The 24,479-nt window shown below is 58.5% G+C and carries 30 protein-coding genes and 1 tRNA gene; 19 read left to right on the plus strand and 12 right to left on the minus strand.

Features of this window, described 5'->3' with window-relative positions; all coding sequences use genetic code 11:
* From JNB85_RS13265 to JNB85_RS13275, 3 genes are all read left to right on the plus strand, one after another.
* Entirely contained in the window at positions 1–387 is a 387-nt protein-coding gene (locus JNB85_RS13265; protein WP_220334757.1) for an Mth938-like domain-containing protein, read from the plus strand.
* A complete protein-coding gene (locus JNB85_RS13270) occupies positions 384–1,238 on the plus strand; it encodes a phytoene/squalene synthase family protein (protein WP_420852268.1) in 855 nt (284 codons plus the stop codon). Before JNB85_RS13265 ends, JNB85_RS13270 begins: the two co-directional genes overlap by 4 nt.
* A gap of 68 nt (positions 1,239–1,306) precedes the next feature.
* Entirely contained in the window at positions 1,307–1,774 is a 468-nt protein-coding gene (locus tag JNB85_RS13275) for a hypothetical protein (protein ID WP_220334759.1), read from the plus strand.
* Positions 1,775–1,776: 2 nt separating this feature from the next.
* Here JNB85_RS13275 and trmFO read toward each other — a convergent pair whose 3' ends face one another.
* The 5 genes from trmFO to JNB85_RS13300 all read right to left on the minus strand — a co-directional run bounded on the left by trmFO (position 1,777) and on the right by JNB85_RS13300 (position 4,549).
* Positions 1,777–3,210, minus strand: a complete 1,434-nt coding sequence (gene trmFO, locus JNB85_RS13280) for a methylenetetrahydrofolate--tRNA-(uracil(54)-C(5))-methyltransferase (FADH(2)-oxidizing) TrmFO (RefSeq protein ID WP_220334760.1) — start codon at positions 3,208–3,210, stop codon at positions 1,777–1,779.
* A gap of 76 nt (positions 3,211–3,286) precedes the next feature.
* Positions 3,287–3,601: a hypothetical protein gene (locus JNB85_RS13285; protein ID WP_220334761.1), complete on the minus strand. Its 315-nt coding sequence runs from the start codon at positions 3,599–3,601 to the stop codon at positions 3,287–3,289.
* 4 nt (positions 3,602–3,605) lie between these two features.
* On the minus strand, positions 3,606–3,845 hold the full coding sequence (locus JNB85_RS13290; protein ID WP_220334762.1) for a hypothetical protein: 240 nt from the start codon (positions 3,843–3,845) through the stop codon (positions 3,606–3,608).
* Positions 3,846–3,967: 122 nt separating this feature from the next.
* Positions 3,968–4,111 (minus strand): DUF1127 domain-containing protein, encoded by a 144-nt coding sequence (locus JNB85_RS31230; RefSeq protein ID WP_112545790.1) that lies wholly within the window; start codon positions 4,109–4,111, stop codon positions 3,968–3,970.
* Between the two features lie 291 nt (positions 4,112–4,402).
* Positions 4,403–4,549 carry a DUF1127 domain-containing protein gene (locus tag JNB85_RS13300; protein ID WP_112568189.1) on the minus strand — a complete coding sequence of 49 codons (147 nt, stop codon included), beginning with the start codon at positions 4,547–4,549 and terminating at the stop codon, positions 4,403–4,405.
* An 841-nt stretch (positions 4,550–5,390) separates the two neighbouring features.
* Here JNB85_RS13300 and JNB85_RS13305 point away from each other — a divergent pair.
* The 4 genes from JNB85_RS13305 (at position 5,391) to tig (ending at position 9,015) form a co-directional block, all read left to right on the plus strand.
* Positions 5,391–6,509, plus strand: coding sequence for a DUF2157 domain-containing protein (locus tag JNB85_RS13305; protein ID WP_220334763.1), 1,119 nt, complete (start codon positions 5,391–5,393; stop codon positions 6,507–6,509).
* Positions 6,506–7,096 (plus strand): GDYXXLXY domain-containing protein, encoded by a 591-nt coding sequence (locus JNB85_RS13310; RefSeq protein ID WP_220334764.1) that lies wholly within the window; start codon positions 6,506–6,508, stop codon positions 7,094–7,096. The genes JNB85_RS13305 and JNB85_RS13310 overlap by 4 nt, the downstream gene beginning before the upstream one ends.
* A gap of 153 nt (positions 7,097–7,249) precedes the next feature.
* Positions 7,250–7,334 (plus strand) — tRNA-Leu (locus JNB85_RS13315).
* A 187-nt stretch (positions 7,335–7,521) separates the two neighbouring features.
* On the plus strand, positions 7,522–9,015 hold the full coding sequence (tig, locus tag JNB85_RS13320; protein WP_220334765.1) for a trigger factor: 1,494 nt from the start codon (positions 7,522–7,524) through the stop codon (positions 9,013–9,015).
* Positions 9,016–9,118: 103 nt separating this feature from the next.
* Here tig and JNB85_RS13325 read toward each other — a convergent pair whose 3' ends face one another.
* The 5 genes from JNB85_RS13325 to map form a co-directional block, all read right to left on the minus strand.
* A complete protein-coding gene (locus JNB85_RS13325) occupies positions 9,119–10,900 on the minus strand; it encodes a B12-binding domain-containing radical SAM protein (protein WP_220334766.1) in 1,782 nt (593 codons plus the stop codon).
* Between the two features lie 315 nt (positions 10,901–11,215).
* A complete protein-coding gene (gene sthA, locus JNB85_RS13330; protein ID WP_220334767.1) occupies positions 11,216–12,622 on the minus strand; it encodes a Si-specific NAD(P)(+) transhydrogenase in 1,407 nt (468 codons plus the stop codon).
* Positions 12,623–12,718: 96 nt separating this feature from the next.
* On the minus strand, positions 12,719–13,309 hold the full coding sequence (locus JNB85_RS13335) for a dual specificity protein phosphatase family protein (RefSeq protein ID WP_220334768.1): 591 nt from the start codon (positions 13,307–13,309) through the stop codon (positions 12,719–12,721).
* A 72-nt stretch (positions 13,310–13,381) separates the two neighbouring features.
* A complete protein-coding gene (gene radC, locus JNB85_RS13340) occupies positions 13,382–14,191 on the minus strand; it encodes a RadC family protein (protein WP_220334769.1) in 810 nt (269 codons plus the stop codon).
* 8 nt (positions 14,192–14,199) lie between these two features.
* Complete coding sequence (gene map, locus JNB85_RS13345; RefSeq protein ID WP_220334770.1) at positions 14,200–15,036, minus strand: type I methionyl aminopeptidase; 837 nt, start codon at positions 15,034–15,036, stop codon at positions 14,200–14,202.
* 247 nt (positions 15,037–15,283) lie between these two features.
* Between map and JNB85_RS13350 the strand changes: the two genes are divergently transcribed.
* From JNB85_RS13350 to JNB85_RS13360, 3 genes are all read left to right on the plus strand, one after another.
* Entirely contained in the window at positions 15,284–15,943 is a 660-nt protein-coding gene (locus tag JNB85_RS13350; protein ID WP_220334771.1) for a TetR/AcrR family transcriptional regulator, read from the plus strand.
* 120 nt (positions 15,944–16,063) lie between these two features.
* A complete protein-coding gene (locus tag JNB85_RS13355) occupies positions 16,064–16,237 on the plus strand; it encodes a hypothetical protein (RefSeq protein ID WP_220334772.1) in 174 nt (57 codons plus the stop codon).
* Positions 16,234–16,563, plus strand: coding sequence for a DUF6105 family protein (locus JNB85_RS13360; protein ID WP_220334773.1), 330 nt, complete (start codon positions 16,234–16,236; stop codon positions 16,561–16,563). The genes JNB85_RS13355 and JNB85_RS13360 overlap by 4 nt, the downstream gene beginning before the upstream one ends.
* Here the strand turns inward: JNB85_RS13360 and ruvX are convergent.
* Complete coding sequence (ruvX, locus tag JNB85_RS13365; protein WP_220334774.1) at positions 16,503–16,994, minus strand: Holliday junction resolvase RuvX; 492 nt, start codon at positions 16,992–16,994, stop codon at positions 16,503–16,505. The genes JNB85_RS13360 and ruvX overlap by 61 nt on opposite strands.
* Before the next feature lie 178 nt (positions 16,995–17,172).
* Here ruvX and JNB85_RS13370 point away from each other — a divergent pair, with 178 nt between their 5' ends.
* The 5 genes from JNB85_RS13370 (at position 17,173) to JNB85_RS13390 (ending at position 20,682) form a co-directional block, all read left to right on the plus strand.
* Complete coding sequence (locus JNB85_RS13370) at positions 17,173–17,877, plus strand: metal-dependent hydrolase (protein ID WP_220334775.1); 705 nt, start codon at positions 17,173–17,175, stop codon at positions 17,875–17,877.
* A gap of 126 nt (positions 17,878–18,003) precedes the next feature.
* A complete protein-coding gene (gatC, locus tag JNB85_RS13375) occupies positions 18,004–18,291 on the plus strand; it encodes an Asp-tRNA(Asn)/Glu-tRNA(Gln) amidotransferase subunit GatC (protein WP_183821965.1) in 288 nt (95 codons plus the stop codon).
* Between the two features lie 58 nt (positions 18,292–18,349).
* Positions 18,350–19,831, plus strand: a complete 1,482-nt coding sequence (gatA, locus tag JNB85_RS13380; protein ID WP_220334967.1) for an Asp-tRNA(Asn)/Glu-tRNA(Gln) amidotransferase subunit GatA — start codon at positions 18,350–18,352, stop codon at positions 19,829–19,831.
* Entirely contained in the window at positions 19,822–20,322 is a 501-nt protein-coding gene (locus JNB85_RS13385) for a GNAT family N-acetyltransferase (RefSeq protein WP_338050329.1), read from the plus strand. Before gatA ends, JNB85_RS13385 begins: the two co-directional genes overlap by 10 nt.
* A gap of 84 nt (positions 20,323–20,406) precedes the next feature.
* The gene (locus JNB85_RS13390; protein WP_220334776.1) at positions 20,407–20,682 is read left to right on the plus strand and encodes a hypothetical protein; all 276 of its coding nucleotides are present in this window, start codon (positions 20,407–20,409) and stop codon (positions 20,680–20,682) included.
* Between the two features lie 50 nt (positions 20,683–20,732).
* On the opposite strand, the gene JNB85_RS13395 is transcribed toward JNB85_RS13390, so the two are convergent.
* Complete coding sequence (locus JNB85_RS13395) at positions 20,733–20,990, minus strand: YjhX family toxin (RefSeq protein WP_220334777.1); 258 nt, start codon at positions 20,988–20,990, stop codon at positions 20,733–20,735.
* A 322-nt stretch (positions 20,991–21,312) separates the two neighbouring features.
* Here JNB85_RS13395 and JNB85_RS13400 point away from each other — a divergent pair, with 322 nt between their 5' ends.
* From JNB85_RS13400 to JNB85_RS13415, 4 genes are all read left to right on the plus strand, one after another.
* Positions 21,313–21,822, plus strand: a complete 510-nt coding sequence (locus JNB85_RS13400; protein WP_220334778.1) for a GNAT family N-acetyltransferase — start codon at positions 21,313–21,315, stop codon at positions 21,820–21,822.
* Positions 21,823–21,899: 77 nt separating this feature from the next.
* On the plus strand, positions 21,900–23,405 hold the full coding sequence (gene gatB / locus JNB85_RS13405) for an Asp-tRNA(Asn)/Glu-tRNA(Gln) amidotransferase subunit GatB (RefSeq protein WP_220334779.1): 1,506 nt from the start codon (positions 21,900–21,902) through the stop codon (positions 23,403–23,405).
* A 65-nt stretch (positions 23,406–23,470) separates the two neighbouring features.
* Positions 23,471–23,977 (plus strand): GNAT family N-acetyltransferase, encoded by a 507-nt coding sequence (locus JNB85_RS13410; RefSeq protein ID WP_220334780.1) that lies wholly within the window; start codon positions 23,471–23,473, stop codon positions 23,975–23,977.
* 1 nt (position 23,978) lies between these two features.
* Positions 23,979–24,446 carry a GNAT family N-acetyltransferase gene (locus JNB85_RS13415; protein ID WP_220334781.1) on the plus strand — a complete coding sequence of 156 codons (468 nt, stop codon included), beginning with the start codon at positions 23,979–23,981 and terminating at the stop codon, positions 24,444–24,446.
* Positions 24,447–24,479: the final 33 nt, after the last annotated feature.

The following is a 24,479-nucleotide window of genomic DNA, read 5'->3' on the forward strand; positions in this document are numbered from 1 at the left end:
ATGGCAAAAGGCATTGAAATCCGCGACGCCCATTTCCCGGGTCGCGCTCCCATCGACACCTATGGCAATGGCGGCTTCCGCTTTGCGGATATGTCGCATCGCGGCTCGATCCTCTGCCTGCCTTCGGGCATTCACGGCTGGGATATGGACATGACGAAGCCGCTATCGGTGGAGAATTTTCGCCGTGTAATCGATGAGGCCGCCGATATCGAAGTGCTCCTCGTCGGCACTGGTACAGAGCTTCGCCGCCTGCCTGCAGAGTTGCGTGCCGCCCTCAAGGCCCGCGGTATCTCTTCCGATCCGATGAGCACGGGCGCTGCTGTGCGCACCTTTAATATCATGCTCTCCGAACAGCGTGCCGTCGCCGCCGCCCTCATCGCGGTCTGAACATGGCCGATCCAAAGACGAACCAGGATATCAGCCTGGCGATGCTGCGCGATATCGACCGTGACCGCTACCTCGCCTGCCTGCTGTCGCCTGATGACAAGCGAGGCGCGCTCGCTGCTCTCTACGCTTTCAATGGTGAGCTCGCCCGCATCCGCGACCTCGTGCACGAGCCGTTGCCCGGCGAGATCCGCATGCAATATTGGCGCGATCTTCTGGAAGGCAATGCGCACGGCTCGACCGAGGGCAATCCGCTCGCGGCAGCCCTTCTTTCGGCCGTCGAGACGCATCGGCTTCCACGCCAGACGCTCGTCAACATGATCGAGGCGCGGATCTTCGATCTCTACGACAACCCGATGGAAAGCCGAACCGCGCTAGAAGGCTATGCGGGCGAAACAGCCTCTGCACTCATTCAGCTTGCTAGCCTCATCCTTTACCCTGATGAGGCGATGATATCCGCCGATGCCGCAGGCCATGCCGGCGTGGCGCAGGCTATATCTGGCATGCTACTGCTGATGCCACTCCATCAACGTCGCGGCCAGGTCTATATCCCGCTCGAAATTCTCTCGGCCACAGGCCTTGACCGGGAAAGCTTCCTGGCTGGTGCGGATAGGTCGCGCATCTCTGCAGCCATCGAAGCTTTTGCCGGGCTCGGTCGCGATCACCTGGCCAAGGCGAGAGCGTCTGCGCTGCCGTCATCGGTGCTGCCCGCCTTCCTGCCGGTTGCGCTCGCGGAACCGGTGCTGGTGAAGGCGCAGAAGCGCGGTGCAGCCGTTCTGGAAGTATCGCTGCAGGAGCCGCAATGGCGCCGTCAGATGCGCATGGCTTTTGCCGGTATGCGCAAGAAAATCTGAACAACGGTCAAACTCGCGCAAGTCTCGTGCGTTAGGTCAGGTACACCCATTCTAAACGGAGAATCCGCATGGGCATTATCGTCTGGTGCGTTCTTTTCGCCATCGTCATCTTCATCGCCTACGTGGCGACGCGCATGGCTGCTCAGAACAAGGAAGATGGCCTGCACGACACGGGCCTTGCCATCATCGAATTCGGCCGCGCATTCCCCAATGAGGCGATCCGTCAGCTTCAGGCGACAGCCGATGGGCAGGCCGTCTTCGTGCGTCTGCATGACAACAAGGCGGGCTTCATGCGCAACATGTCGCGCCATTTCGCTTGCCATCTGATCGAGCCGGGCACGGTGCGCGTTCTGGCGTCTGAAACGGGCAAGGGGCTGAGCATCGAATTTGCCAACGCCCCCAATCACAGCGGCACCTACGAGTTCGCTTCTGCCAAGGAAGCGTCAGAAGTCTCGCTCTGGCTGCTCGGCAATTATGTTGCAGAGCAGGACAAGGAACTGCCTGTGCCGAATACCTCGACGGTGAACGGCCACTAAACTCAGGCGCTTTCGGCGCGTTCGACATCCTGCCCGAGCCACGCGGCGCAATCTGAAAGTGCCCGCTTGGCGATCAGCTGACGCTTCATGATCGTCTTATCCTTGCCCCGGAAGCGCTTAACGCCTTCAGGCTTGACGATGGAACCTGCCTGAAGCTCCGGAAACAACCCGAAATTGATATTCATTGGCTGGAAGGAGCGCTTACCCGGCTCCTCGTCAGTGACCAGATGGCCGCCAGTGATATGGCCAAGAAGCGACCCGAGCGCTGTTGTTGCGGGGGGAAGCGAAACTGGTTCTCCCTTACGTTCCGCAGCGGCAAAGCGGCCGGCCAGCAGACCCACGCTTGCGCTTTCGACATAACCTTCGCAGCCGGTGATCTGGCCGGCAAAGCGCAGGCCCGGCCGCGATTTCAAGGTTAGCGACGGATCGAGCAGGGTGGGCGAATTGATGTAGGTATTGCGGTGCAGACCGCCGAGCCGGGCAAATTCGGCATTCTCAAGCCCTGGGATCATGCGGAAGATATCGGCCTGGGCGCCATATTTCAGCTTCGTTTGGAAGCCGACCATGTTGTAGAGCGTGCCAAGCGCATTGTCCTGGCGAAGCTGTACGACGGCATAGGCTTTCACGGTCGGATTATGCGCGTTGGTGAGGCCCATCGGCTTCATGGGCCCATGGCGCAGCGTTTCGCGTCCGCGCTCGGCCATCACCTCGATTGGCAGGCACCCGTCGAAATAGGGCGTGCCCTCCCATTCCTTGAAGCCGACCGTATCGCCAGCCGTGAGGGCATCGACGAAGGCATTGTATTGCTCCTCGGTCATCGGGCAGTTGATATAGTCCTTGCCCGTGCCGCCGGGACCGATCTTGTCGTAGCGGGACTGATACCAGCAGATATCCATGTCGATGCTGTCGCGGTAGACGATCGGCGCGATGGCATCGAAGAAGGCAAGAGAATCCTCACCCGTTTCCGCCTGGATCGCGCCTGCTAGTGACGGCGCGGTCAGGGGACCGGTGGCGATAATGGCCAAATCCCAGTCCTTCGGCGGCAGGCCGGAAATCTCCTCGCGCACGACCGTGATCATCGGATGCTCGTGGATCGCCTTGGTTACGGCGTCAGAAAAGCCATCGCGGTCGACGGCCAGTGCGCCGCCTGCCGGCACCTGATGTTTGTCGGCCGACGCCATGATCAATGAACCAGCCATGCGCATTTCTGCATGGATGACGCCAACGGCGTTGCTGGTAGCATCATCCGAGCGGAAGGAGTTGGAGCAGACGAGCTCGGCAAGCCCATCGGTCTTGTGCGCATCCGTGCCGCGAACGCCGCGCATTTCATGCAAGATTACGGGAACGCCGGCATTGGCGATCTGCCACGCAGCTTCGGAGCCGGCCAGTCCGCCGCCGATGACATGAATAGGGGAGTAGGAGGAATTATCGGTCATTGGCGGCTGATATCACGCCAGCACATGCGATCCAACAATAGAATCAAAAACGGCGCCTGCTGGCGCCGCAACGTGATCAACTCTGCTCTCGCGTTCCGGGCGATGCTTCGCGCTGGTCAGCATCTTCGAGATCGGCATCGACAATGTAGGCATCCCCATGTTCGCGTGCTGCTTCGCGTTGTGCAGCAAGTTTCGGAAGATCGTCGGGAGTCGTTTCTTCCGTATGTTCGTTGAACGTGTCTATTTCACCCTTTGTGGATGGAGCGTCCTTACGTCGGGCATTCAGCGCCCGGGAGGTTTCGTCCATAATTTCGCGCCGACGCGCATCGGCAGCTGGGCTGTCTTCCGCCCGTGCATCGTCAGTTGCTTTTTCGGAAATGGTTCTCGCCATGATGTTACCTCCAGAAACGGCTGGTCTCGACGGACTGGCGGCCCAGCAGATAGCCGATGCTGAAAGCGAGAACCCCAATGCCGACAACTACAGAGCTGGCGGTATGGGAATGATCGGCCGCACCCGTTGCGACCGCTCGCACCTCGCGTTTGACCGCAGAGGCGGTGTTCGATGCAGTCTTTCTGATGCCTTCGCGCTTGTTCACCGGCTGCCCGGTAAAACCGGCATTGAGTTGGTTTGCCATGGGTGGTCTCCTTTCATGAAGGAGAACTGACGGAAGGCTGTCGGGTTCCGCTAAACAACGAGTAAAGCTCAAAAACGAAAACGGCGCCTGATGGCGCCGTTTTGGAGAATGGTCGCTTACTACTAGCGGAACGAGCGGGACGCGATGCCGCGGATGTCGTAGCGGCTGACGCCGATATCGGCGAGCGTCTGGTTGGACAGGTTGCCAAGTTCGTTGAGCGTACGGCGGTAGCTAATCCAGCTCTTTGCAATGCGAATCGGGTTCATGGTCTCTTCCTCAGATGTCTTGTGCAGGCAGCGGGATCGCTGTCTCTGCGGTTGACATCTATATAATCGAGGCCCTGGAGATTGTGCAGTGCAAATAAAAGGCGTCTGCTATGCAATTGTGCACTCTGGTGCCCGCTAATTATGCAACGCGCGATTTTTGAGCGGGCCAGGAATTAACTCTTTCGCAACCTTACGGCAGCGAGTGCATGCGCAAAAAGAAAACGCCCGCTGCGGGAGCAGCAGGCGTTTTAGAAAGGCAATCTGCTTGGGAGGAGCAGCGATTACCTGTACTTAGCGGGCGGCAGCTTCGCGGGCAACGCGATGTATGTCCGAACGGTCGATACCGAGGTCATGCAATTCGCGGTTGGTCATGCGGCCGAGTTCAGTAACGGTCTGACGATACTTGCGCCAGTTATTGAAAGAGCGAGAGAAGTTCATGTTAATCCCCTTTCCTAGGGCTTGATCCTGCCAGCAGCCCGTCTCCGGCGCTGACCTCTATCTGATGACCAGAATATATGTTGCGCCGCGAAGAACTAACAGAGCCAAGATTTCAGGTCACCTATGCGCAAATCGCAAAGCTTAGGCCATGATTCTCCCGCTTTGACCATTTTTTTATCAATGAATAGGCTGAACGATTTTTTCTTAGGCTGCCGTGTTCTCGGAAGGATATTCGACCTGCAGCGGCGCCCGCGACGGTCTTCTCTGTAGCCGCATGTCCGAATGGATATCCGGAACGGGCCTCCGCGCGCCGAAGCGCTCTCCCGACTGTCCGATGCGGCTTAACGGTTGCTTTACCTTGATTCACGCGAAAGCCCGAAAAGGTAGGATACTAATCGTTTAATCACTTGTTAAGAAAAACGCCCACCGGGGGAGGATCCGGTGGGCGTCATGATGGTGACTGGCAACTGGGAGGAGGAGTGTTGCCAGTCTATCGCAGGGCGCTGGGAGGAGGAGTGCGCATCTGCGAATCTCGTCACGGGCATACGTCCGCGGGCGTCCGGAAAACCGGGCCGGGGCGCCATCCCCGTACTTCGATATACGGTAAATAGTATGACTTTTGATTGTTTTGCAGTGCAATATAATCATGGTGGCTATGCGGCTCATGCATGCCTTGCGCGTAATGATCATATATTAGCAATGATGCGGTTAGCGCTTGGTTAATGGCTGCCCCAATTAAGACCAATGAGGAATTTGAGTATTTTAAATGCCGGCATTTCCGCGTGCCGATCTTGCGCTATAAATGCAGAAGCAAAAATGACGGATCAATGCGGGGCAGGGCATGTATCGCGGCAGATTGGGGCGGGATCTCTCGCTCTGGGTGGAGAAGGGACTTCTTGAGGAAGTGACGGCAAAGACGCTGCTTGCCGAATACGATACGCGTCCGGCCAGCTTCAGCGTCGGCCGCGTGCTGATGGGATTGGCGGCCGTGCTGCTCGGGGCGGCCCTTCTGCTTCTCGTCGCTTCGAACTGGGAGTATATCCCCCGCCTCGTCCGCGTCGGCCTGATGCTGGCGCTCATCTGGGCGGTTCACATCGGCGCTGCACTTCTTCTTATGCGTAGTGCGGTCGCCAGCGCCGGCGGTCTGCTCATCGTCGGTGCGCTGAGCTTCGGCGGTGCCATCTCGCTCATCGGCCAGATGTATCACCTCTCGGGCGACGAACAGACGGTGATGTACCTCTGGTTTGCCGTAGCAACCGTTTCAGCAACCCTTTTCCGCTCGGCTGCAGTGACCGTTGTCGCAGGCTTCCTCTCTTGGGCCTCCTTTGCAGTCTATCTTGAGAGTTTCGACACGCGCTGGGTCGGCTTTGGCCCCTATGCGCCGCTTGTCATGGCGACTGTCGTCATCGGGCTGGTGCGCTTTACCGGCGCCGAGCGGGCGCGTCATCTCGCCTATCTGCTGGTGGTCGGCTGGCTCGCTTGGCTCTATGTGCTGACTGAAGAGATATCCGTGGCGATCGCCTTCGCCGTGCTCGGCATGGTGGCTTTCCTGTTGACAGCCTTGCCCATCCGCCCGATTTCTACGCTCGTCAAAACTGCCGGCGCCGCTCCGGCATTTTATAGTTTCCTTGTCGCCATCATGGGATTGCTCCTGCTTCATGCCGAAATGGATGAGGGCGGGCGTATGGTCGTGATCGGCCTGCTGACGCTTGCTGCCGCCGTTGCGGCGATCGCGCTGCATGGGCGGGACAATGGAGCGGTACGTTATCTGGCCTATGGCGCCTTCGCTGCCGAGATGCTCTATCTGGCCTCGGTGACGGTCGGCACGATCTTGGGCACGTCGAGCCTCTTCCTGTTCTCGGGACTGATGGTCGCTGCCGTCGCCTGGGTCGTCATCCGCCTCGAAAGACGCTTCGCGGCCGGACCGGAATCAATAGAGGCAGGGGAGGAACGCGCATGAGCTTTGCCTTCGCAAAACCGCAGACCGGCCGCTTCTATATTGTTGCCGCGATCCTCGTTGCTGGCCTGCAGACGCTGATCCTCGGTTACATCATCCAGAGCCGCGCTTCTATCCTGGCAAGCGGCACCGAAGTACTGCTGAAGACGGCTCCGGTTGATCCGCGGGATTTCCTGCGTGGCGACTACGTGGTGCTGAATTACGATATATCGTCGGTCCCTGTCTCGACAGTCATCGGCGGCATTCCGGCAGAAGCCGGCGAGCAGACCCTCTGGGTGCGCCTCAAGCGCCAGCAGGATGGGTTCTGGGGTATTGTCGAATCGTCCTTTGGGGAACTGCCGGTCACCTCAGATACGGTCGTACTGCGCAGCCTGCCTTTCTACAGCTATGGTCCCGACAACGGCGAAACCATCCGGGTCGAATACGGGATAGAGCGCTATTACGTGCCGGAAGGCGAGGGCAAGCCATTGGAGGAGGCCCGTAACGAGGGCGTCGTTTCGATTGCCGCCAGCGTTTCATCATCCGGTGCCGCGCAGATCCGCAGCCTCGTTGTGGACGGCAAGCCGACCTATGAAGAGCCTCTCTATTGAGAGCCGGCATGACTGATGGGAACGGTGGGCTTTTGCCGCAAATCCCTGTCATTTGCCGTTCATTTTTCCTTTGCCTGTTCTAAATCGGGTGATATAGAGACGCCGCGCTCCGGAAGGCCTCATGCGCAGGCATATGCATGCGGTTTTGCGAACGCGGGTATGGTGAAATTGGTAGACACGCCAGATTTAGGTTCTGGTGCCGCAAGGCGTGGGAGTTCAAGTCTCTCTACCCGCACCAAGCTGCCTTGCAGGGCGGGAGGACTGGAACTTAGTTGTCCCGGATACCCGGAAAGCGAGTGCTGTTCCGCTTAAAGCGGAACGAACAGGAATTGAGAAAAAGCCACGCGCGGCAGTTGGCCGGCGTCGTGCTCACCGAAACGAACGGCGTCTGGGCACGGCCGCCACGGAAATGAAGGTAGGAAGACATGCAGGTTATCGAAACGCTCGCTGAAGGGCTGAAGCGCGAAATCAAGGTCGTTATCCCGGCCAAGGACATGGAAAGCAAGCTGAACGAACGCCTCGCAGACGTGAAGGACAAGGTTCGCATCAACGGTTTCCGTCCGGGCAAAGTTCCGCCCGCTCACCTCAAGAAGGTCTATGGCAAGTCCATCATGGCAGATCTGGTCAACGAGATCGTTCGCGACCAACCGACCCAGATCCTGTCCAGCCGTGGCGAAAAGTCGGCTACCCAGCCGGAAATCAACATGACCGAAGACAAGGACGAGGCGGAAAAGATTCTCGCTGCCCAGCAGGATTTCGAATTCACCCTGTCCTATGAAGTTCTTCCGCCGATCGAACTGAAGTCCAACAAGGGCATCAAGGTCACGCGCGAAGTCGTCGATATCTCGGACGACGAAGTCAACGAGCAGGTTCTCAAGGTCGCTGAAAGCGCCCGCGACTACGCCGAAAAGAAGGGCAAGGCTGCCAACGGCGACCGCGTCAAGATGGACTATGTCGGCAAGGTCGACGGCGTTGCCTTCGATGGCGGCACCGATCAGGACGCTGAACTGGTTCTCGGTTCCGGCCGTTTCATCCCGGGCTTCGAAGACCAACTCGTCGGCGTCAAGGCCGGCGACGAGAAGACCATCACCGTGACCTTCCCGGCCGACTATCCGGCCAAGAACCTCGCCGGCAAGGAAGCCACCTTCGACGTTACCGTCAAGGAAGTCGCTGCTCCGGCTGATGTTGAGATCAACGACGAACTTGCCAAGAAACTCGGCCTCGAATCCGCCGATCGTCTAAAGGAAATCGTCCGCGGCCAGATCGAATCCCAGTACGGTTCGCTGACGCGCCAGAAGCTGAAGCGCCAGATCCTCGACCAGCTCGACGAGATGTACAAGTTCGAAACCCCGTCCAAGCTCGTCGAAGCCGAATATAACGGCATCTGGAACCAGGTCAGCAACGACCTCGCCCAGTCCGGCAAGACCTTCGAAGACGAAGACACGACCGAAGAAAAGGCACGCGAAGAATACCAGAAGCTCGCCGAGCGTCGCGTCCGCCTCGGCCTCGTTCTCTCCGAAATCGGCGAAAAGGCCGGTGTCGAAGTCAGCGAAGACGAAATGCAGCGCGCAATCTACGAACAGCTGCGCCAGTATCCGGGCCAGGAGAAGCAGATCCTCGAGTTCTTCCGCAGCCAGCCGGGTGCCGCCGCTTCGATCCGCGCTCCGATCTTCGAAGAAAAGGTCATCGACCACCTGCTGACCGAAATCGCCGTCACCGACAAGAAGGTGACCAAGGAAGAATTGCTCGCCGATGAAGAAGGCGAAGGCGCTGAAAAGGCCGACGCCAAGAAGGCTGCTCCGAAGAAGAAGGCTGCGGCCAAGGCCGAATCTTCTCCAGACGCTGCTGAAGGCGAAGAAGCTGCGCCGAAGAAGAAGGCCGCTCCGAAGAAGAAGGCTTCCGAAGACAGCGCCGAATAATCGGCTTTTCTGCACTGAAGTCAAAAGCCCTGCCGCTCGCGGCAGGGCTTTTTTGTTGAAGCCTTTTGTATGGGGCAGGCGATGTGCCTGTCCGGAGTCCGTGTCAGACGGCCTTTCGAGCGTGGGTTAGTTCCGCGACCTTTTTGATGTGGCTGACGGCGGCGGTGCCACCAGCAGTCTTGGTGAAAAGATCGAGAACGTCTTCGTCATCATCGGCAACCGGCGTCAATGCCTTGTCCATATAGCTCTTCGCATCTGCCTGGCGTGCAATCAGGAAAGCCGAGACACTGAGCTTGATGATCGTGCCGGCAAGCGAGAGATGCTTGCGGGCGGTATCGAAGGCAAAGCGTGGCCAGAAGAGCAGCGGGTGCTCGCGCTTAAGGCCAGGGCGCCGCTCCGAAGGATGTTTCAGGCGCAAAAGGCCGCTCTGCAGAGGATGAACGTTCTCAAGCGGCACGGTGGTCGCAAACGAGACCAGCACCTTGACAAGGCTGGAGAGCTTGATGCCGGTTGCCGCGCCACGGCGCAGCAGGGTCTTTGTATGCTCAGGCGAGTAATAGAGCGACCAGGCCTCCTGGTAGATATCTTCCCACTCCTTCTTGCTCATCTTCGGATGAGCTGTGCAGACATGCTCGACGTCGTAGATGTTGAGATCGGCGTCCATTTCGACGCCCTTCTTCCAGAGAACCTGATGGTCCTCGGAACCAGGCAGCGGTGTCAGAACGAAGAATTCGATGACATCGAGCGGCAGCTCTTCCTGAATGATTTTGATGTCGCGACGGATCGATTCCGGCGTGTCTGCCGGGAAGCCCAGAATATAGCCGGCGAGCGTCATGATGCCCTGTGCCTTCCAGGCCAGCAGCATCTTGCGATATTCGGTGATCTTGTTCTGGTTTTTCTTGGCGGCGGTGAGATTGTCCGGATTGACGTTTTCAAGGCCGATGAAGACACGGGTGACGCCGGCGCGTTTGGATTTTTCGATGAAGTTCGGGATCTTGTGGCAGAGCGTGTCCACCTGGATCATCAGGCCGAGCGGAATGCCGTCCTTTTCCCTGAGCTCGATCAGCCGGTCGAAAATCGCTTCCCAATCCTTGTTGCGGGCGAAATTGTCATCGGTGATGAAGAATTTATGGATGCCCTGCGCCCAGTTCATACGCACCAGCTTCTCGACATCGTCGGCCGAGCGGAAGCGGGATTTACGGCCCTGGACGTTGATAATCGTGCAGAACGAGCACTGATAGGGACACCCGCGGCCGGCATCGAAACTGGTGCTCAGACCAAGCGTGCGCTGAATATTGTCTTTCGGCAGAAAAGGCACCGGCGTGCCGCCGATGCCAGGAAGGTCGTTCATGAAATTGTAGAGCGGCTTCAGTTCGCCGGCGGCTGCGTCGCGCAGCACCATCTCCAGCCGCCCTTCGGCCTCGCCGGCAAACATCGAAACGCCCATCTTGCGGCATTCCTCGAGGCCGATCGCGTCGCCGTCGAGCATCGACAGGCATCCCGAGATATGAAAGCCGCCCATCGTGACCGGCAGTCCGGCATCGCGCAAGGGGCGGGCAATATCGAGTGCGCGGGGGTATTGATTGGATTGCACGCCAATAAGCGCGACCATTCCGAAATTATTGTTGCGTTTGAACTGGGAAATCAGCGCCGCAAAATCGATTCGCGTATTAGTCTCATCAATGACGGTGATGTCGATGGCTGTGTCGGCCCCGAGCACCCGCCGCTCCGCACATTCAGCGGCAATCCCATAGATCGCCGCCAGTGAGTTGGAGGGGATCATTGCCCGCCACCATCGGATCACATAGCCGTCATCGTCATAGTGCGACGGCTTTATCAGGATGAGCTGAAACCGTCTGCGAGCAGCCTCTGAAATATCGGGCAAAATATCTATCTTTCGTTGTGGTCTGCATTGTTGGACTTACTGGTACCGCAGGCCGGTCGAATACATGGATTTCAGGTTGTCGAAAGGGGCACCCCATACTTGGGAAGACGATGAGCAAAACGCAACACGACAATGCAAGGTGTGGACACACTGACCTTACCAATATCTTTTGACATAGGATATAGGTAGTTGGCGCAGGGGCGCAGGGCAATCAGCAGTAGCGTGCAACGAGACGCCTTGTGGAAAAATAGAAATTAAATTTCAGAGGCTTACGTTCTGGCCGTCTGGAGAGGCGAGGGCGTTCCCCCCGCGTCCTCAAAGTTCGGACTTTATATCGCCCATGCGGTTCCACGCATCGAGGCCCGCGATTTTATAGGCTTCGGCAAGCGTCGGGTAGTTGAAGGTATTTTCAACGAAATATTCGACTGTGCCCTTCAGGTTGAGCACAGCCTGGCCGATATGCACGAGCTCGGTGGCACCCTCGCCGACAATGTGCACGCCGAGCAGGCGACGCGTCTTCAGCGAGAAGATGAGCTTCAGAAGACCGGTATCGAGGCCCATGATGTGGCCGCGCGATGTCTCCCGGAAACGGGCGATACCGCACTCATAGGGAATGCCACGATCCTTCATTTCCTCTTCGGTCAGGCCACAGGTGGAGATTTCCGGCACGGCATAAATACCGTAGGGAAAATACTTCTGCGGCTCCTTGGCGACGGCGCCGATTGCGACGCGCGCAGCAATGCGACCCTGTTCCATGGACGTCGAGGCAAGGCTTGGAAAGCCGACGACATCGCCGGCGGCGTAGACATTAGGCACGGAAGTCTGGAAGGTCTCGGGATTGACCTTCAGGCGTCCACGGCTGTCAGCCTCGAGACCGATGGCGTCTAAGTTGAGCGAATCGGTGGCACCCATGCGCCCCGCGGCAAAAAGCACCATGTCGGTCATGAGATGTCGGCCGCTGTCGAGCGTCAGCTGGACCTTGCCGTTATCAAGCCGCTCGACCTTATCCGCCTTCGTGCCAAGCAGCAGCTTCATGTTGCGGTCGCGTAGCTGATAGGTGAAATCCTCGACAATTTCCTTATCGATGAAATCGAGCATGGTCGATTTCGGATCGATGACGGTCACGGCCGTATCCAGCGCCGAAAAGATCGTCGCATATTCGATGCCGATGACGCCGGCGCCGATGACGACCATCGTGCGCGGCAATTCCTCGATGTCGAGCAGTTCGTCGCTGTCGAGCACGGTCTTGTGGTCGAAGGGGATGTAGTCGGGCCGGAAGGGCTTGGTGCCGACCGCAAGAAGAATGCTGGCGCCGGTCACCGTCATCGTGTCGCCATCGTCCTTGATGACCTGCAGGGTATTGGCGTCGACGAAGCTGGCCTTGCCGCGGATATGTTGGACGCGGTTGCGGGCGAACTGATGTTCGAGCACTTCCACTTCATGATTGAGCGTGATCAGCAGGCGGCGGCGCAGATCTTCAGCGCTGATCTCCTGCTTTACGCGGTAGCTGCGGCCGTAGAATCCGCGTTCGCGCCAGCCGGAAAGGTTGAGTGCGGTTTCGCGCAGCGTCTTGGAAGGGATCGTGCCGGTATGGACGGACACGCCCCCGACACGTTTTCCCTGCTCGATGACCAGCACTTTCTTGCCAAGTTTTGCAGCCTGGATTGCGCCGCGGCGCCCTGCCGGACCGCTGCCCACTACCACGAGATCGTACTGGAACATCTTTAGCCCCGACTGGAATTGGAATCATATTGCGACGCGAAATGTCGCGCGTTCATCGGTAGCCGGTCAATATTACAGTTTGTATTCCGGCCCAGTTTAGGAGTTCAAAAAGCCGAACATTGGCTCAAGCCGCTCGAATGTGCGATCCATAGCATAGGCGCCGATGAAGAAAAGCGACAGATGGCCGTATGTGAGTGATATCTGTGATTCCGCCGCCATCTCTCCTTCCTTGGCAACGCCGGCGACGTAGATGGCCGAAGCCAGTCCCGTCCGGTCGGCGCCGGCCTTGCAGTGAATGAGCATCGGCTTGGGTGCTGCGGCCATGATCGCCATCAGCTGGCGTCCTTCTTCGATGGAAAGTTCTTTCGTCGCCGACATGCGGAAGTCGATATGCTGGACATTCAGTCCCTTTGCTGCGGCGACCTCGTTATCGTACCAGGCCTCGCCGCTGCTGTCGCCGCGCAGGTTCAGTACGGTTTTGATGCCGTACTCCTTGACGAGTTCGCCAAGCTTTGCAGGAGAGGGCTGGGCAGAGCGATAGACCTGACCATCGACGACCGCATGCACATTGGTCGAAAGCTGCAGGTAGCCGAGATAGATACCGGTCACGACGAGCAGCAAAAGCGTCAGGCGTATCAGCGATCGAAGGCTCGGCGGAGCGTATAAACGACTAGGAGAAATGCCCATATTTCCCATCCTGTTATCAGTCATTCAGCTTGGAGAACGCCATAATGGCTTTTTCATGCCTTAGCCGAAGTCTTATATCAAGCGCAGCCCCTTGAGGCTTGCTTGTCCGTCTTTGCCGATGATGATGTGATCGTGGATGGCGATACCGAGCGGCTTTGCCGCGTCGATGATCATTTTCGTCATGTCGATATCGGCGCGTGATGGAGTGGGATCGCCCGAAGGATGGTTGTGGACCAGAATCAGCGCCGTTGCCGAAAGCTCGAGCGCCCGCCTCACTACCTCACGCGGATAGACGGGCGTGTGGTCCACCGTGCCATGCCCCTGCACCTCGTCGGCGATCAGCGCGTTGCGTTTGTCGAGAAAGAGAATGCGGAACTGCTCGCGTGTCTCATGCGCCATGGCCGCATGACAATACTGAATGACCGAAGACCAGGACGAAAGCACCTGCTTGCCCTTGAGCTCGCTCTTCAGCGTTCGATGGCCGATAGTCGATACCAGCTTCAGATCCAGTGCCACTGCCTCTCCGACGCCTTTGACCTCCTGCAGCAGTGCCGCCGGTGCGCCGAAGACGCCGGCAAGAGACCCGAAGCGATCGATCAGCGCCTTGGCGATCGGTTTGGTGTCGCAGCGCGGGATCAGCCGGAAAAGCAGAAGTTCGAGGATTTCGTAATCGGCAAGCGCCGTATCGCCGTGGTCGCGGAAGCGATTGCGCAGCCTCTCGCGATGGCCGTGATAATGCTCTCCCTTGGCGGGGAGGGCCGCCTTGGGGGCTGAAGTCTTTGCTGGCTGTCCAAAAAACGCCCGTTCGTCCACAGCGATCTCTTCGTCCATGTCGAAAGGCAGTTCGTCATCGCTGGCCTGCGGAACGGGACCTTTCGCCATGGATGATGTCACCCGTTCAGTGGTGGCAGGCCTGGCCGGTCGAGACCGGCAGGCGACAGCGTGAATATCTCGCAGCCATTGGCGGTCACACCGACCGTATGTTCGTACTGCGCCGACAGCGAGCGATCACGCGTCACGGCGGTCCAGCCGTCCGCCAGCACCTTCACGTGCGGGCGTCCGAGATTGATCATCGGTTCGATGGTGAAGATCATGCCCTCGCGCAGCTCCGGCCCTTCATTGGCGCGGCCGTAATGCAGGATGTTCGGCGAGTCGTGGAAGAGGCGGCCGACACCGTGGCCGCAGAAATCACGCACGACGGAGCAACGCTCGGCTTCGGCATAGGTCTGGATCGCTTCGCCAATCGCGCCGGTGCGTGCGCCGGGATGAACAGCGGCAATGCCGCGCATCAGCGATTCATAGGTCACTTCCAGCAGCCGCTCAGCAGCGCGCTTGATCTGGCCGACCGGGTACATGCGGCTCGAATCCCCATGCCAGCCATCGACGACGAAGGTCACGTCGATATTGACGATATCGCCCTCGCGCAGCAGCTTGTCATCGGGAATACCGTGGCAGACCACATGGTTGATCGACGTGCAGGTGGACTTCGTATAGCCGCGATAGTTCAGCGTCGCCGGATAGGCGCCGTTATCCATGCCGAACTCGAAAACGAAGCGGTCGATTTCATTGGTTGCAAGACCTGGCTTGACGATATCGGCAAGCGCATCGAGACAGCGCGCGGTCAGCTGGCACGCATTGCGCATTCCCTCGAATGCTTCAGGGCCATAAAGCCTGATGGCGCCGGTGTTCTTCGGCGGCGCGGAGGAGGCTTCGATATAATTCACCATTGCAAGGCCTTAGCAGAAATTGTCGTCTCTTTTCATAATGCAGCAATGCCGGCTTCGTCCATCGCGATCAACCGCATGGGAAAGATTTCTCGGGCGCGTTGTACCGGGTGAAAGAAAGCGCCAGGCCGCCCACCAGCATCAGCAGAGCTGCCGACCATCAATATCCACAGTCTTCTCAATAAGATAGGATTGTGGACGGAAAATTCCACTGTTACTCACCGATTGGTGACAGACCGGGGTTGACCGAATGCTGAATGAAACTGCCATGGCCGTGCTCGAACAGGCGGGTGCCACTGAGCCTGAAAAGCGTATCCGCGACAGAAGCGCTACGGAACGCGCTATCGTGAAAGCCGCCAAGAACCTGCTGGCGGAAGAGGGTTTTCAGAATTTCGGCATCAACGCTGTCGCGCGCCGCGCCGGCTGCGACAAGCAACTCATCTATCGGTATTATGGCGGCCTCAACGGTCTTGTCGAGGCGATCGGTGCCGATCTCGGCAACTGGGTCAAGGACCGCATCCCTGAAGATGCTGGAGGCATGTTCTTGCTGACCTACGGTGACTTGATGGAGCGCTTGTCCTTGCTTTTCCTTGAGGCACTGCGCGAGGATCCCCTGATGCGCCGGATCGTCGCCTGGGAAGTGTCGGAAAATACCGAGCAGGTGAAGCGCCTTTCAGAAGCGCGCTCGAAGGCACTCGGCCAGTGGCTTGACCGCATGCGCGGTTCGCTGGCACCGCCGAAGGGCGTCGATGTTGCCGCCGTCAATGCGCTCATCTTTGCCTCCATTCAGCATCTCGTGCTTGCTGCCGCGGCCGGCGGGCAGTGCGCAGGACTGGCTTTAAAGAACGGCAAGGACTGGGAGAAGGCTGCCACCGCGCTAAAGCGGCTGGTGCGCGGCGTCTACGGCTAAACAATCCACAGCCTCTGTTCGGCGGTTAACCTTAACAGTTGGTTTACGTTGCGTGACGCTGGTTAACCCGCCAGTGTGATCCACATTAGAAATGGAACGAGTGTGGACCCGAGTTCGGCCATGGAAACCAAAATCGCCAGAACCGCATTGCTTCTCGCGGCGATGATGTTTTTCGCCGTGCTGGCGTTGGATATCGCCGTGCCCACGCTCGTACTCTGCATCATGGCATCGTCGGTCTGGCTCGTTTCCCTTGATATGCCGGTCCTGCGCAAGCACGAAGGAGAGGCCGCATGAAGTGGTTTCTGATCTTCTGGGCCGGTCCGATCGTCTTCCTGGCGGGATGGTACTGGCTTTCTTATTACGATCTGAACTTCGGCATCTTCATGCTGACGCGGCAGGTCCATGACCTGACCTTCCAGATTTACGGCAAGGCGCTCGGCCTGCCGCCACAGGAAATCCCGCCGCTCGTCGCCCGCGCGATAGCCGTCGATAGTCTAGTCGTCTTTGCCATCATGGGATTCCGGAAGCGCCGCCAGATCGCTGCCTGGTGGAGGGCGCGTCACACCTCCGTGTCGTCCGCCGATCTCGCCAGCAAAGAAAGCCTGTCGAGCGCTCCTTGAAGGATAAAGCTCGCCGCAGCCGAATCGATCCGCTCGGCGCGTTTTGCCCGCGACACGTCCATTTCCAGTAAGGCGCGTTCGGCAGCCACTGTCGATAGCCGCTCATCCCAGTAGATGAAGGGAATGGCGGTCTTCTGCTCCATGTTGCGCACGAAAGCCCGTGTCGCCTGCACGCGCGGACCGGCCGATCCGTCCATATTCATCGGCAGGCCGATGACGAAGGCTGCGACCTTCTCTTTTGCGGCGAAACCCAGCAGCGTCTCGGCATCGATGGTGAATTTCTCGCGCTTGAGCACCGGGCGTGGCGTCGCAAAGCGGCGTCCGAGATCGGACATGGCAAGACCGATCGTCTTGGTGCCGAGATCGATGCCGGCAATTGCCTGTCCGGGACCGAGCGTTCCGGCCAGTTCCTCGATCGTAAGCACCGTCATTGCCATGTCATCCCGTCAAAAGAAATTGAAGCTCCTGCCGCTTTTCTTTGCGGCCATATCGGCTATGTCCTTAGAGCAATTCCAAAAAAAGTGCGAAGCGGTTTTCCGGCCGGAATAGTCTCAACCCATTCTGGCCCCCGAAATCGTTGTTCGCACCACGTAATAAAGGAGACTTTTCATGAAGATCACCTGGCTCGGCCATTCTGCTTTCCGTATCGAGACGAAAGCCGCCAAAATCCTGATCGATCCCTTCCTGACCCACAATTCGTCCTTTACCGGCCAGGACATCAAGGATGTGAGCAACGGCATCACCCATATCTTGCTGACCCACGGCCATGGCGACCATGTCGGCGATACCGTAGCGATCGCCAAGGAAACCGGCGCGGTGGTTCTCGCCAATGCCGATCTTGCCTCCTGGCTTGGCATGAGGGGCGTTGAAAAGCTGGAAATGGGCAATACCGGCGGCACGGTCTCACTTGGCGGCTTCACCGCCACGTTCACCAATGCGCTTCATTCTTCCGCCCAGACGACGGAAGACGGTGTTTCCCATTCGCTCGGCAGCGCGAACGGCCTCATGCTGCATTTCGACGACGAGCCGAGCCTGTTCCACATGGGCGACACGGACATTTTCTCCGACATGGGGCTGATCAACGAACTGCATCAGCCGGATATCGGCATCGTACCAATCGGTGACCGCTTTACCATGGGCGGCGCAGTGGCCGCACTTGCCTGCCAGCGTTACTTCAACTTCAAGACGGCCATTCCCTGCCACTACGGCACCTTCCCGATTATCGACCAGACGCCGGAAAAGTTCATTGCCGGCATGGAAGGCTCGCGGACGGACGTGAAGGCGCCGAAGCCCGGCGAAAGCCTGTCGCTCTGATGCGTTTGCCCTCAAATCCTCGGCGGATTTGAGGGCTGGAATTCTGCATAGCCGAAAAGGCAAACCCGTTGCACAGGACGGACATGGTCTTTATAGCGATAGGAAAATTCCTATCCGGAGAATGCCATGTCCGTCGATCTTGCCACCGTCAAGCGCGTTGCGCGCCTTGCCCGTATTGCCGTCTCGGAAGAAGAGGCAAATCGCATGGTCGGCGAATTGAATGGTATCCTTGGCTTCGTCGAGCAGCTTTCCGAAGTTGATGTTAGTGGCGTCGAGGCCATGACATCCGTGACGCCGATGGACATGAAGAAGCGCGCCGATGTCGTCAATGACGGCAACAAGGCCGCCGATGTCGTTGCCAATGCCCCGATCACCGACCACAATTTCTTTCTGGTGCCAAAAGTCGTCGAATAAGGCTTTGCCCGCCTCTTTCCGACCCTGTTGCCATTTTCAGACCTGAAGCGAAAACATGATGAGCGAACTCACCAGCCTGACCATTGCCGAAGCCCGCCAGAAGCTGCGCGCCAAGGAAATCACCGCGACCGAACTGACCGAAGCCTATATCTCGGCGATCGACGCGGCTAATGGCCAGCTCAACGCGTTTGTCAAGGTCACGCCGGATCTCGCGCGCCTGATGGCGAAGAATTCCGACGAGCGCATCGCTTCCGGCAAGGCGGGTGATCTCGAAGGCATCCCGCTTGGCATCAAGGATCTGTTCGCCACCGTTGGCGTGCACACTCAGGCCTGCAGCCACATTCTCGACGGTTTCGAGCCGCGGTATGAATCGACGGTCACCCAGAACCTCTGGGACGACGGCGCCGTCATGCTCGGCAAGCTGAACATGGATGAGTTCGCGATGGGCTCTTCCAATGAGACCTCGCACTACGGCGCAGTCATCAACCCCTGGCGGGCCGCAGGCTCCAACCAGCAGCTCGTTCCCGGCGGTTCATCCGGTGGCTCGGCCGCAGCCGTTGCCGCCCATCTCTGCGCAGGTGCCACTGCAACCGACACAGGCGGTTCCATCCGCCAACCGGCTGCCTTCACCGGTACGGTCGGCATCAAGCCGACCTATGGGCGCTGCTCACGCTGGGGAACGGTTGCCTTCGCCTCTTCGCTCGATCAGGCCGGCCCGATCGCCCGCGACGTGCGCGATGCCGCGATCCTCCTGAAGTCGATGGCGAGCGTCGATGCCAAGGACACTACTTCCGTCGACCTGCCGGTCCCGGATTACGAAGCTGCCATCGGCCAGTCGCTGAAGGGCATGAAGATCGGCATTCCGAACGAATATCGCGTCGATGGCATGCCCGATGAGATCGAAGCTATCTGGCAGCAGGGCATCGCCTGGCTCAAGGATGCAGGTGCGGAGATCGTCAACATCTCGCTGCCCCATACCAAATATGCCCTGCCTGCCTATTATATCGTAGCGCCAGCCGAAGCCTCTTCGAACCTTGCCCGCTACGATGGCGTACGCTACGGCCTGCGTGTCGACGGCAAGGATATCGTTGACATGTACGAAAAGACGCGCGCCGCCGGCTTCGGCCAGGAGGTCAAGCGCCGCATCATGATCGGCACCTACGTGCTGTCGGCCGGCTACTACGATGCCTACTACCTGCGCGCCCAGAAGGTCCGCACGCTCATCAAGCGCGACTTCGAACTCGCTTTCGATGCCGGCGTCGATGCCATCCTGACGCCCGCCACCCCGTCGTCCGCCTTCGGCGTTGCCGACGAGAACCTCGCTGCCGATCCGGTGAAGATGTACCTGAACGACATCTTCACGGTCACGGTGAACATGGCCGGCCTGCCGGGCATCGCCGTTCCCGCCGGCCTCGACCACAAGGGCCTGCCGCTTGGCCTGCAGCTCATTGGCAAGGCCTTCGACGAGGAAACCCTCTTCAAGACCGCCCATGTCATCGAACAGGCGGCCGGCAAGTTTACGCCGGCCAAGTGGTGGTGAGAGATTTAACGATACGAAAGATTGCGGACGCCGACCACAAAATGGTCGGCGTTGTTGGTTTTGCCGCATGGGCGGCAAGCAATGCCTTTGAAGCCAGCTATCGGGATCCCGCTGTCATAGACCGGGTGAAGCAGGAATTTGCGATTTTTCCGGATGAGACGGCGGGCGAGATCTTCGTTGCTGAGCTTGATAGAGGAATCGTCGGCTGGGGCGCACGGGAGAATAACCCAAACTATATTTCCGACCTTTGGGTCCATCCCGATCATCAGGGCAAAGGCATCGGCAAAGCGCTGCTGCTTTATCTCTGCGAGCTGATGAAAGGCCAGGGCCTGGAAACGGCGCGGCTCGACACGCATGCGAAGAACAGCAGTGCAATCCGTCTTTACGAGCGCTGCGGTTTCAAGATCATCTGGCACGATATCGAGTTTGCTAAGAGCATGGGCGTCCCGCTCGAAAAGGTGCATTTGCAGAAGCAATTGGTCGAGGACTAGCGCGACAAGCCTGAAGAAAGGCAGGCGCCGTCTCGGATTTCGAGCCGGCGCCTGATATAGGGAGGACTTTGTGAGGAGGGTCTCATGCCGAAACAGGATCTTGCACGGTTGATTGAGGCCTTTGATCGCCTCGCTGTCAGTGGCTTCAAATTGGGCGCAGAGTGGGAGGCGGTTCACGAAATCTGCCAGAACCACGAGGGTGAACAGGTTTTCGACTGGGGCCATGCCCTTTGCCATCGCGTCGAAGGCGACGATTGGAACGCAGGCTACTGGTATCGCCGCGCCGGCAAGGCGATGGGAGCAGGCACGATTGCCGAAGAATGGGCGGCGATGCGCCCGGAGCTTTCTGGAAAGCTCTGAACATTCCTGGCCGCAGGACGACGGCGCCGCACGGCCAGGCTTTGTCAGACCTATCTGTTATCGAGCTGTGACCTGACGAGCTTCAGTCCCCTTTCGGTGATCCGATAGGGCTGGCCGGCGGAAGATTTGATTGCCTTCAGCCGTTTCAGCTTGCGGAAAAGCTCCATGCCGAAGCCGGGATAGACCCAGCCGTCGCGGGTGAAGCAACTTACCGTTTCGATCTTTTTGTTGTCGTCTCGGATGATTTCGATACGACCGCCCTGAGCCATAAGGTGCAGGATGCGCTGTTCTGCGCGCGAGATGTCCATTGCTGTTGATCCGGAAACGCGCCTTTTGGAAGGCGCACGAAAACGATTTGGCGCTCGGATTTACACGATACGCCGCGGCTTCGTTTTTCTGGCCCATGCGCGCGAGGCTATGCTTGCGGGCAGGGGCCTTTACCGGGTCTCAGGCAGGTTAGACATAAAACACCTCTGACGGGCTTTTTATCAGCAACCACAATTCGGTCAAGCAGGCGCAGCGGAACAAAAAAGCCGCCGATAATATTGCTTTCGCTTCTTCATCTCCTTGTAGGCACTGGAAAATTGCCCGACTCAATGGTCTACTCTCTGCAGTAACGCGGAGGTGCCATTGATCCACATTCGCAATGCCCGCGAAGGCGACACGGCGCTCTTGAGCGAAATCGGCTTGCGAGCCTGGCAAAGAGCGATGGCATTGATCGGCGAATCTGACGTCATGACGGATGGAGCCCGCACCGCCTTCCGAACGTTCGTGGATAATAACTGGCTGACCATCACTGTCGTCGAACAGAACGGGCAGGTGGCCGGCTGGGCCGCGCGCGAAGGACTGGACGAGACCATTTCTGACTTCTGGATCGATCCCAGCTTCAATCGTCAGGGGCTCGGCACCGCACTTCTGGAGCATATCGAGTCTGATATTTTCGAACAGGGCTTCGAGGAGGCGGCGATGCAGACCCATTCTGGAAATACAGAGGCGATCTCCTTCTTCCAGAAGCACGGCTACGCGATCCACTGGCTTTCGGTCGCCTATAATCCGAAGCTCGACCGCGACGTGCCGTCAGTCGGTCTCAGCAAGCATCTCGGCCCGCAGGAGCCGGAAGGCTACGGCCCGGGTTTCTAGGCTGCCGAAAGCCTTGCACCGGCAGGCCATTTCCTTTACCTCACCAGATGAAAAGAACAGCCTTCGAAGAGCATCTCATGACCATTGTCGACGTTCGCACGCCTGATCCGAAACGTTATATCCCCGGCGCCACCGGCGATTGGGAAGTCATCATCGGCATGGAAGTCCATGCCCAGGTGCTTTCCAATTCCAAGCTTTTTTCCGGTGCGTCCACGGAGTTCGGCAAGCCGCAGAATTCGAACGTCTCGCTCGTCGATGCGGCCATGCCCGGCATGCTGCCGGTCATCAACGAGGAATGTGTCAAGCAGGCCGTTCGCACCGGCCTCGGCCTAAAGGCTCAGATCAACAAGCGCTCGGTTTTCGATCGCAAGAACTATTTCTATCCGGACCTGCCGCAGGGCTATCAGATCTCCCAGTACAAGGACCCGATCGTCGGGGAGGGCAAGATCGTCATCTCACTCGGTCCGGATCGTCAGGGCCAGTTCGAGGATATCGAGATCGGCATCGAGCGTCTGCACCTGGAGCAGGACGCCGGCAAATCGCTTCACGATCAGCACGCAACCATGTCCTATGTGGATCTCAACCGGTCCGGCGTGGCGCTGATGGAGATCGTCTCCAAGCCGGATATGCGCACGTCGGATGAGGCCAAGGCCTACATGACGAAGCTGCGCTCGATCGTGCGCTACCTCGGTACCTGCGACGGCAACATGGACGAGGGCTCCATGCGCGCCGACGTCAACGTATCGGTGCGCCGTCCGGGCGAGCCTTTCGGCACGCGCTGTGAAATCAAGAACGTCAACTCCATCCGCTTCATCGGCCAGGCAATCGAATACGAAGCTCGCCGGCAGATTGGCATTCTCGAAGACGGCGGCACGATCGACCAGGAAACCCGGCTATTCGATGCGAACAAGGGCGAGACTCGTTCCATGCGCACCAAGGAAGATGCGCATGACTATCGCTATTTCCCTGATCCGGACCTTCTGCCGCTCGAATTCGACGATGCCTTCATCAGAGAATTGGCTGATCACCTGCCGGAATTGCCCGACGACAAGAAGGAGCGCTTCGTGCGCGAACTTGGCCTGTCGATCTACGATGCCTCGGTTCTCGTCTCGGAAAAGGCGATCGCCGATTATTTCGAAGCCGTTGCGGAAGGCCGTGACGGCAAGGCGGCCGCCAACTGGGTCATTAACGACTTGCTTGGCGCCTTGAACCGCACCGGCAAGGATATCGAAGAAACGCCAGTCTCTCCGGCCCAGCTCGGCGGCATCATCGACCTCATCAAGGCCGAGACCATCTCCGGCAAGATCGCCAAGGATGTTTTCGAGATCATCTTGAACGAAGGCGGCGATCCTGCCGAGATCGTTGAAAGCCGTGGTCTGAAGCAGGTGACGGACACCGGCGCGATCGAGAAGGCTGTCGATGAGATCATCGCTGCCAACCCGGATCAGGTCGCCAAGGTCAAGGCAAAGCCCACACTTGCAGGCTGGTTCGTCGGTCAGGTCATGAAGGCGACCGGCGGCAAGGCCAATCCGCAAGCTGTTCAGGCCCTCGTCAAGGCAAAGCTCGGCATCGAGGAAGAATAAGCCAACGGTCTTAGCCAAACAGCGTGGAGCGGTGTTCGGAAGACCGATACCGCAAGGAGAAGGCCTTGGTTTATTTCGTCCGCACCGCTAGCGAGCGCGATCTGGAGAAGGTCCGCGCCCTCCTGATCGAGAGTTTCCATGCGGCATATGATGCAAGCCATGGCATTGCGAAGGTCAACGAACTGATTGCTCATCTCTTTTCGCCGGCTGCGCTGAAGGCGTGGCTGACGAAGAAGAATGCCGAATTCTTGGTCGCCGATGACGGCCGGGACATCGGCGGCATGGGCTATGCAGCCATGTCATCCGAGATGACGAAGACCGTCATGCTGCACCTTCTCTATGTAAAGCCGGACCTGCAGCGCCAGGGAATCGGCCGCGATCTCTTCGCCGAACTCGAAACCTGCTTTCCGGATGCCGAGATCATGCGGCTGGAAGTCGAGGTTCAGAACCACGAAGCTATCCATTTCTATACACGGCTCGGTTTCGTCGAAGCCGGCCGCAATGAGAACAGTGGTCCTGGCCAGCCCGGCATTCCGACGCTGGTTTTTGAGAAAATGCTCGAGCTTCACTGACATGGCATCCGGCGAGATTATCATCCGCGAAGCACGTGAAGCGGATCTGCCGGCTTTGATCGCTATGTTTGCTGCCGATCCGCTCGGCGGACATGGGGATACAAATGACCCCGAGGCCTATCCGGATTATATCAGTGCCTTTACGACGATCGCCGCCTCGTCCCACCAGACGCTTTATGTCGCCGAACGGGAAGGCGATGTCGTCGGCACCTTTCAGATGATGATCACCACCTCGCTCAATGCACGCGGCTCATCCGCCATGATCATCGAGGCGGTGCAGACGCGCGCCGATATGCGCGGGCAGGGCATCGGCGCGCGGATGATCGAATTTGCCATCGCCGAGGCGAAAGGTCGCGGCGTACGGCTCGTCCAACTGACGTCGAATGCGGCACGCAAGGATGCCCATCGTTTCTACGAAAGACTGGGCTTCGAGCCGTCGCATATCGGTTTCAAGATGGCTCTGAAATGACCGCAGTTTCGGCGGGAATCACTGGACAATTCG

Source organism: Rhizobium mesosinicum (genome assembly GCF_019511345.1).
GTDB lineage: Bacteria > Pseudomonadota > Alphaproteobacteria > Rhizobiales > Rhizobiaceae > Rhizobium > Rhizobium mesosinicum.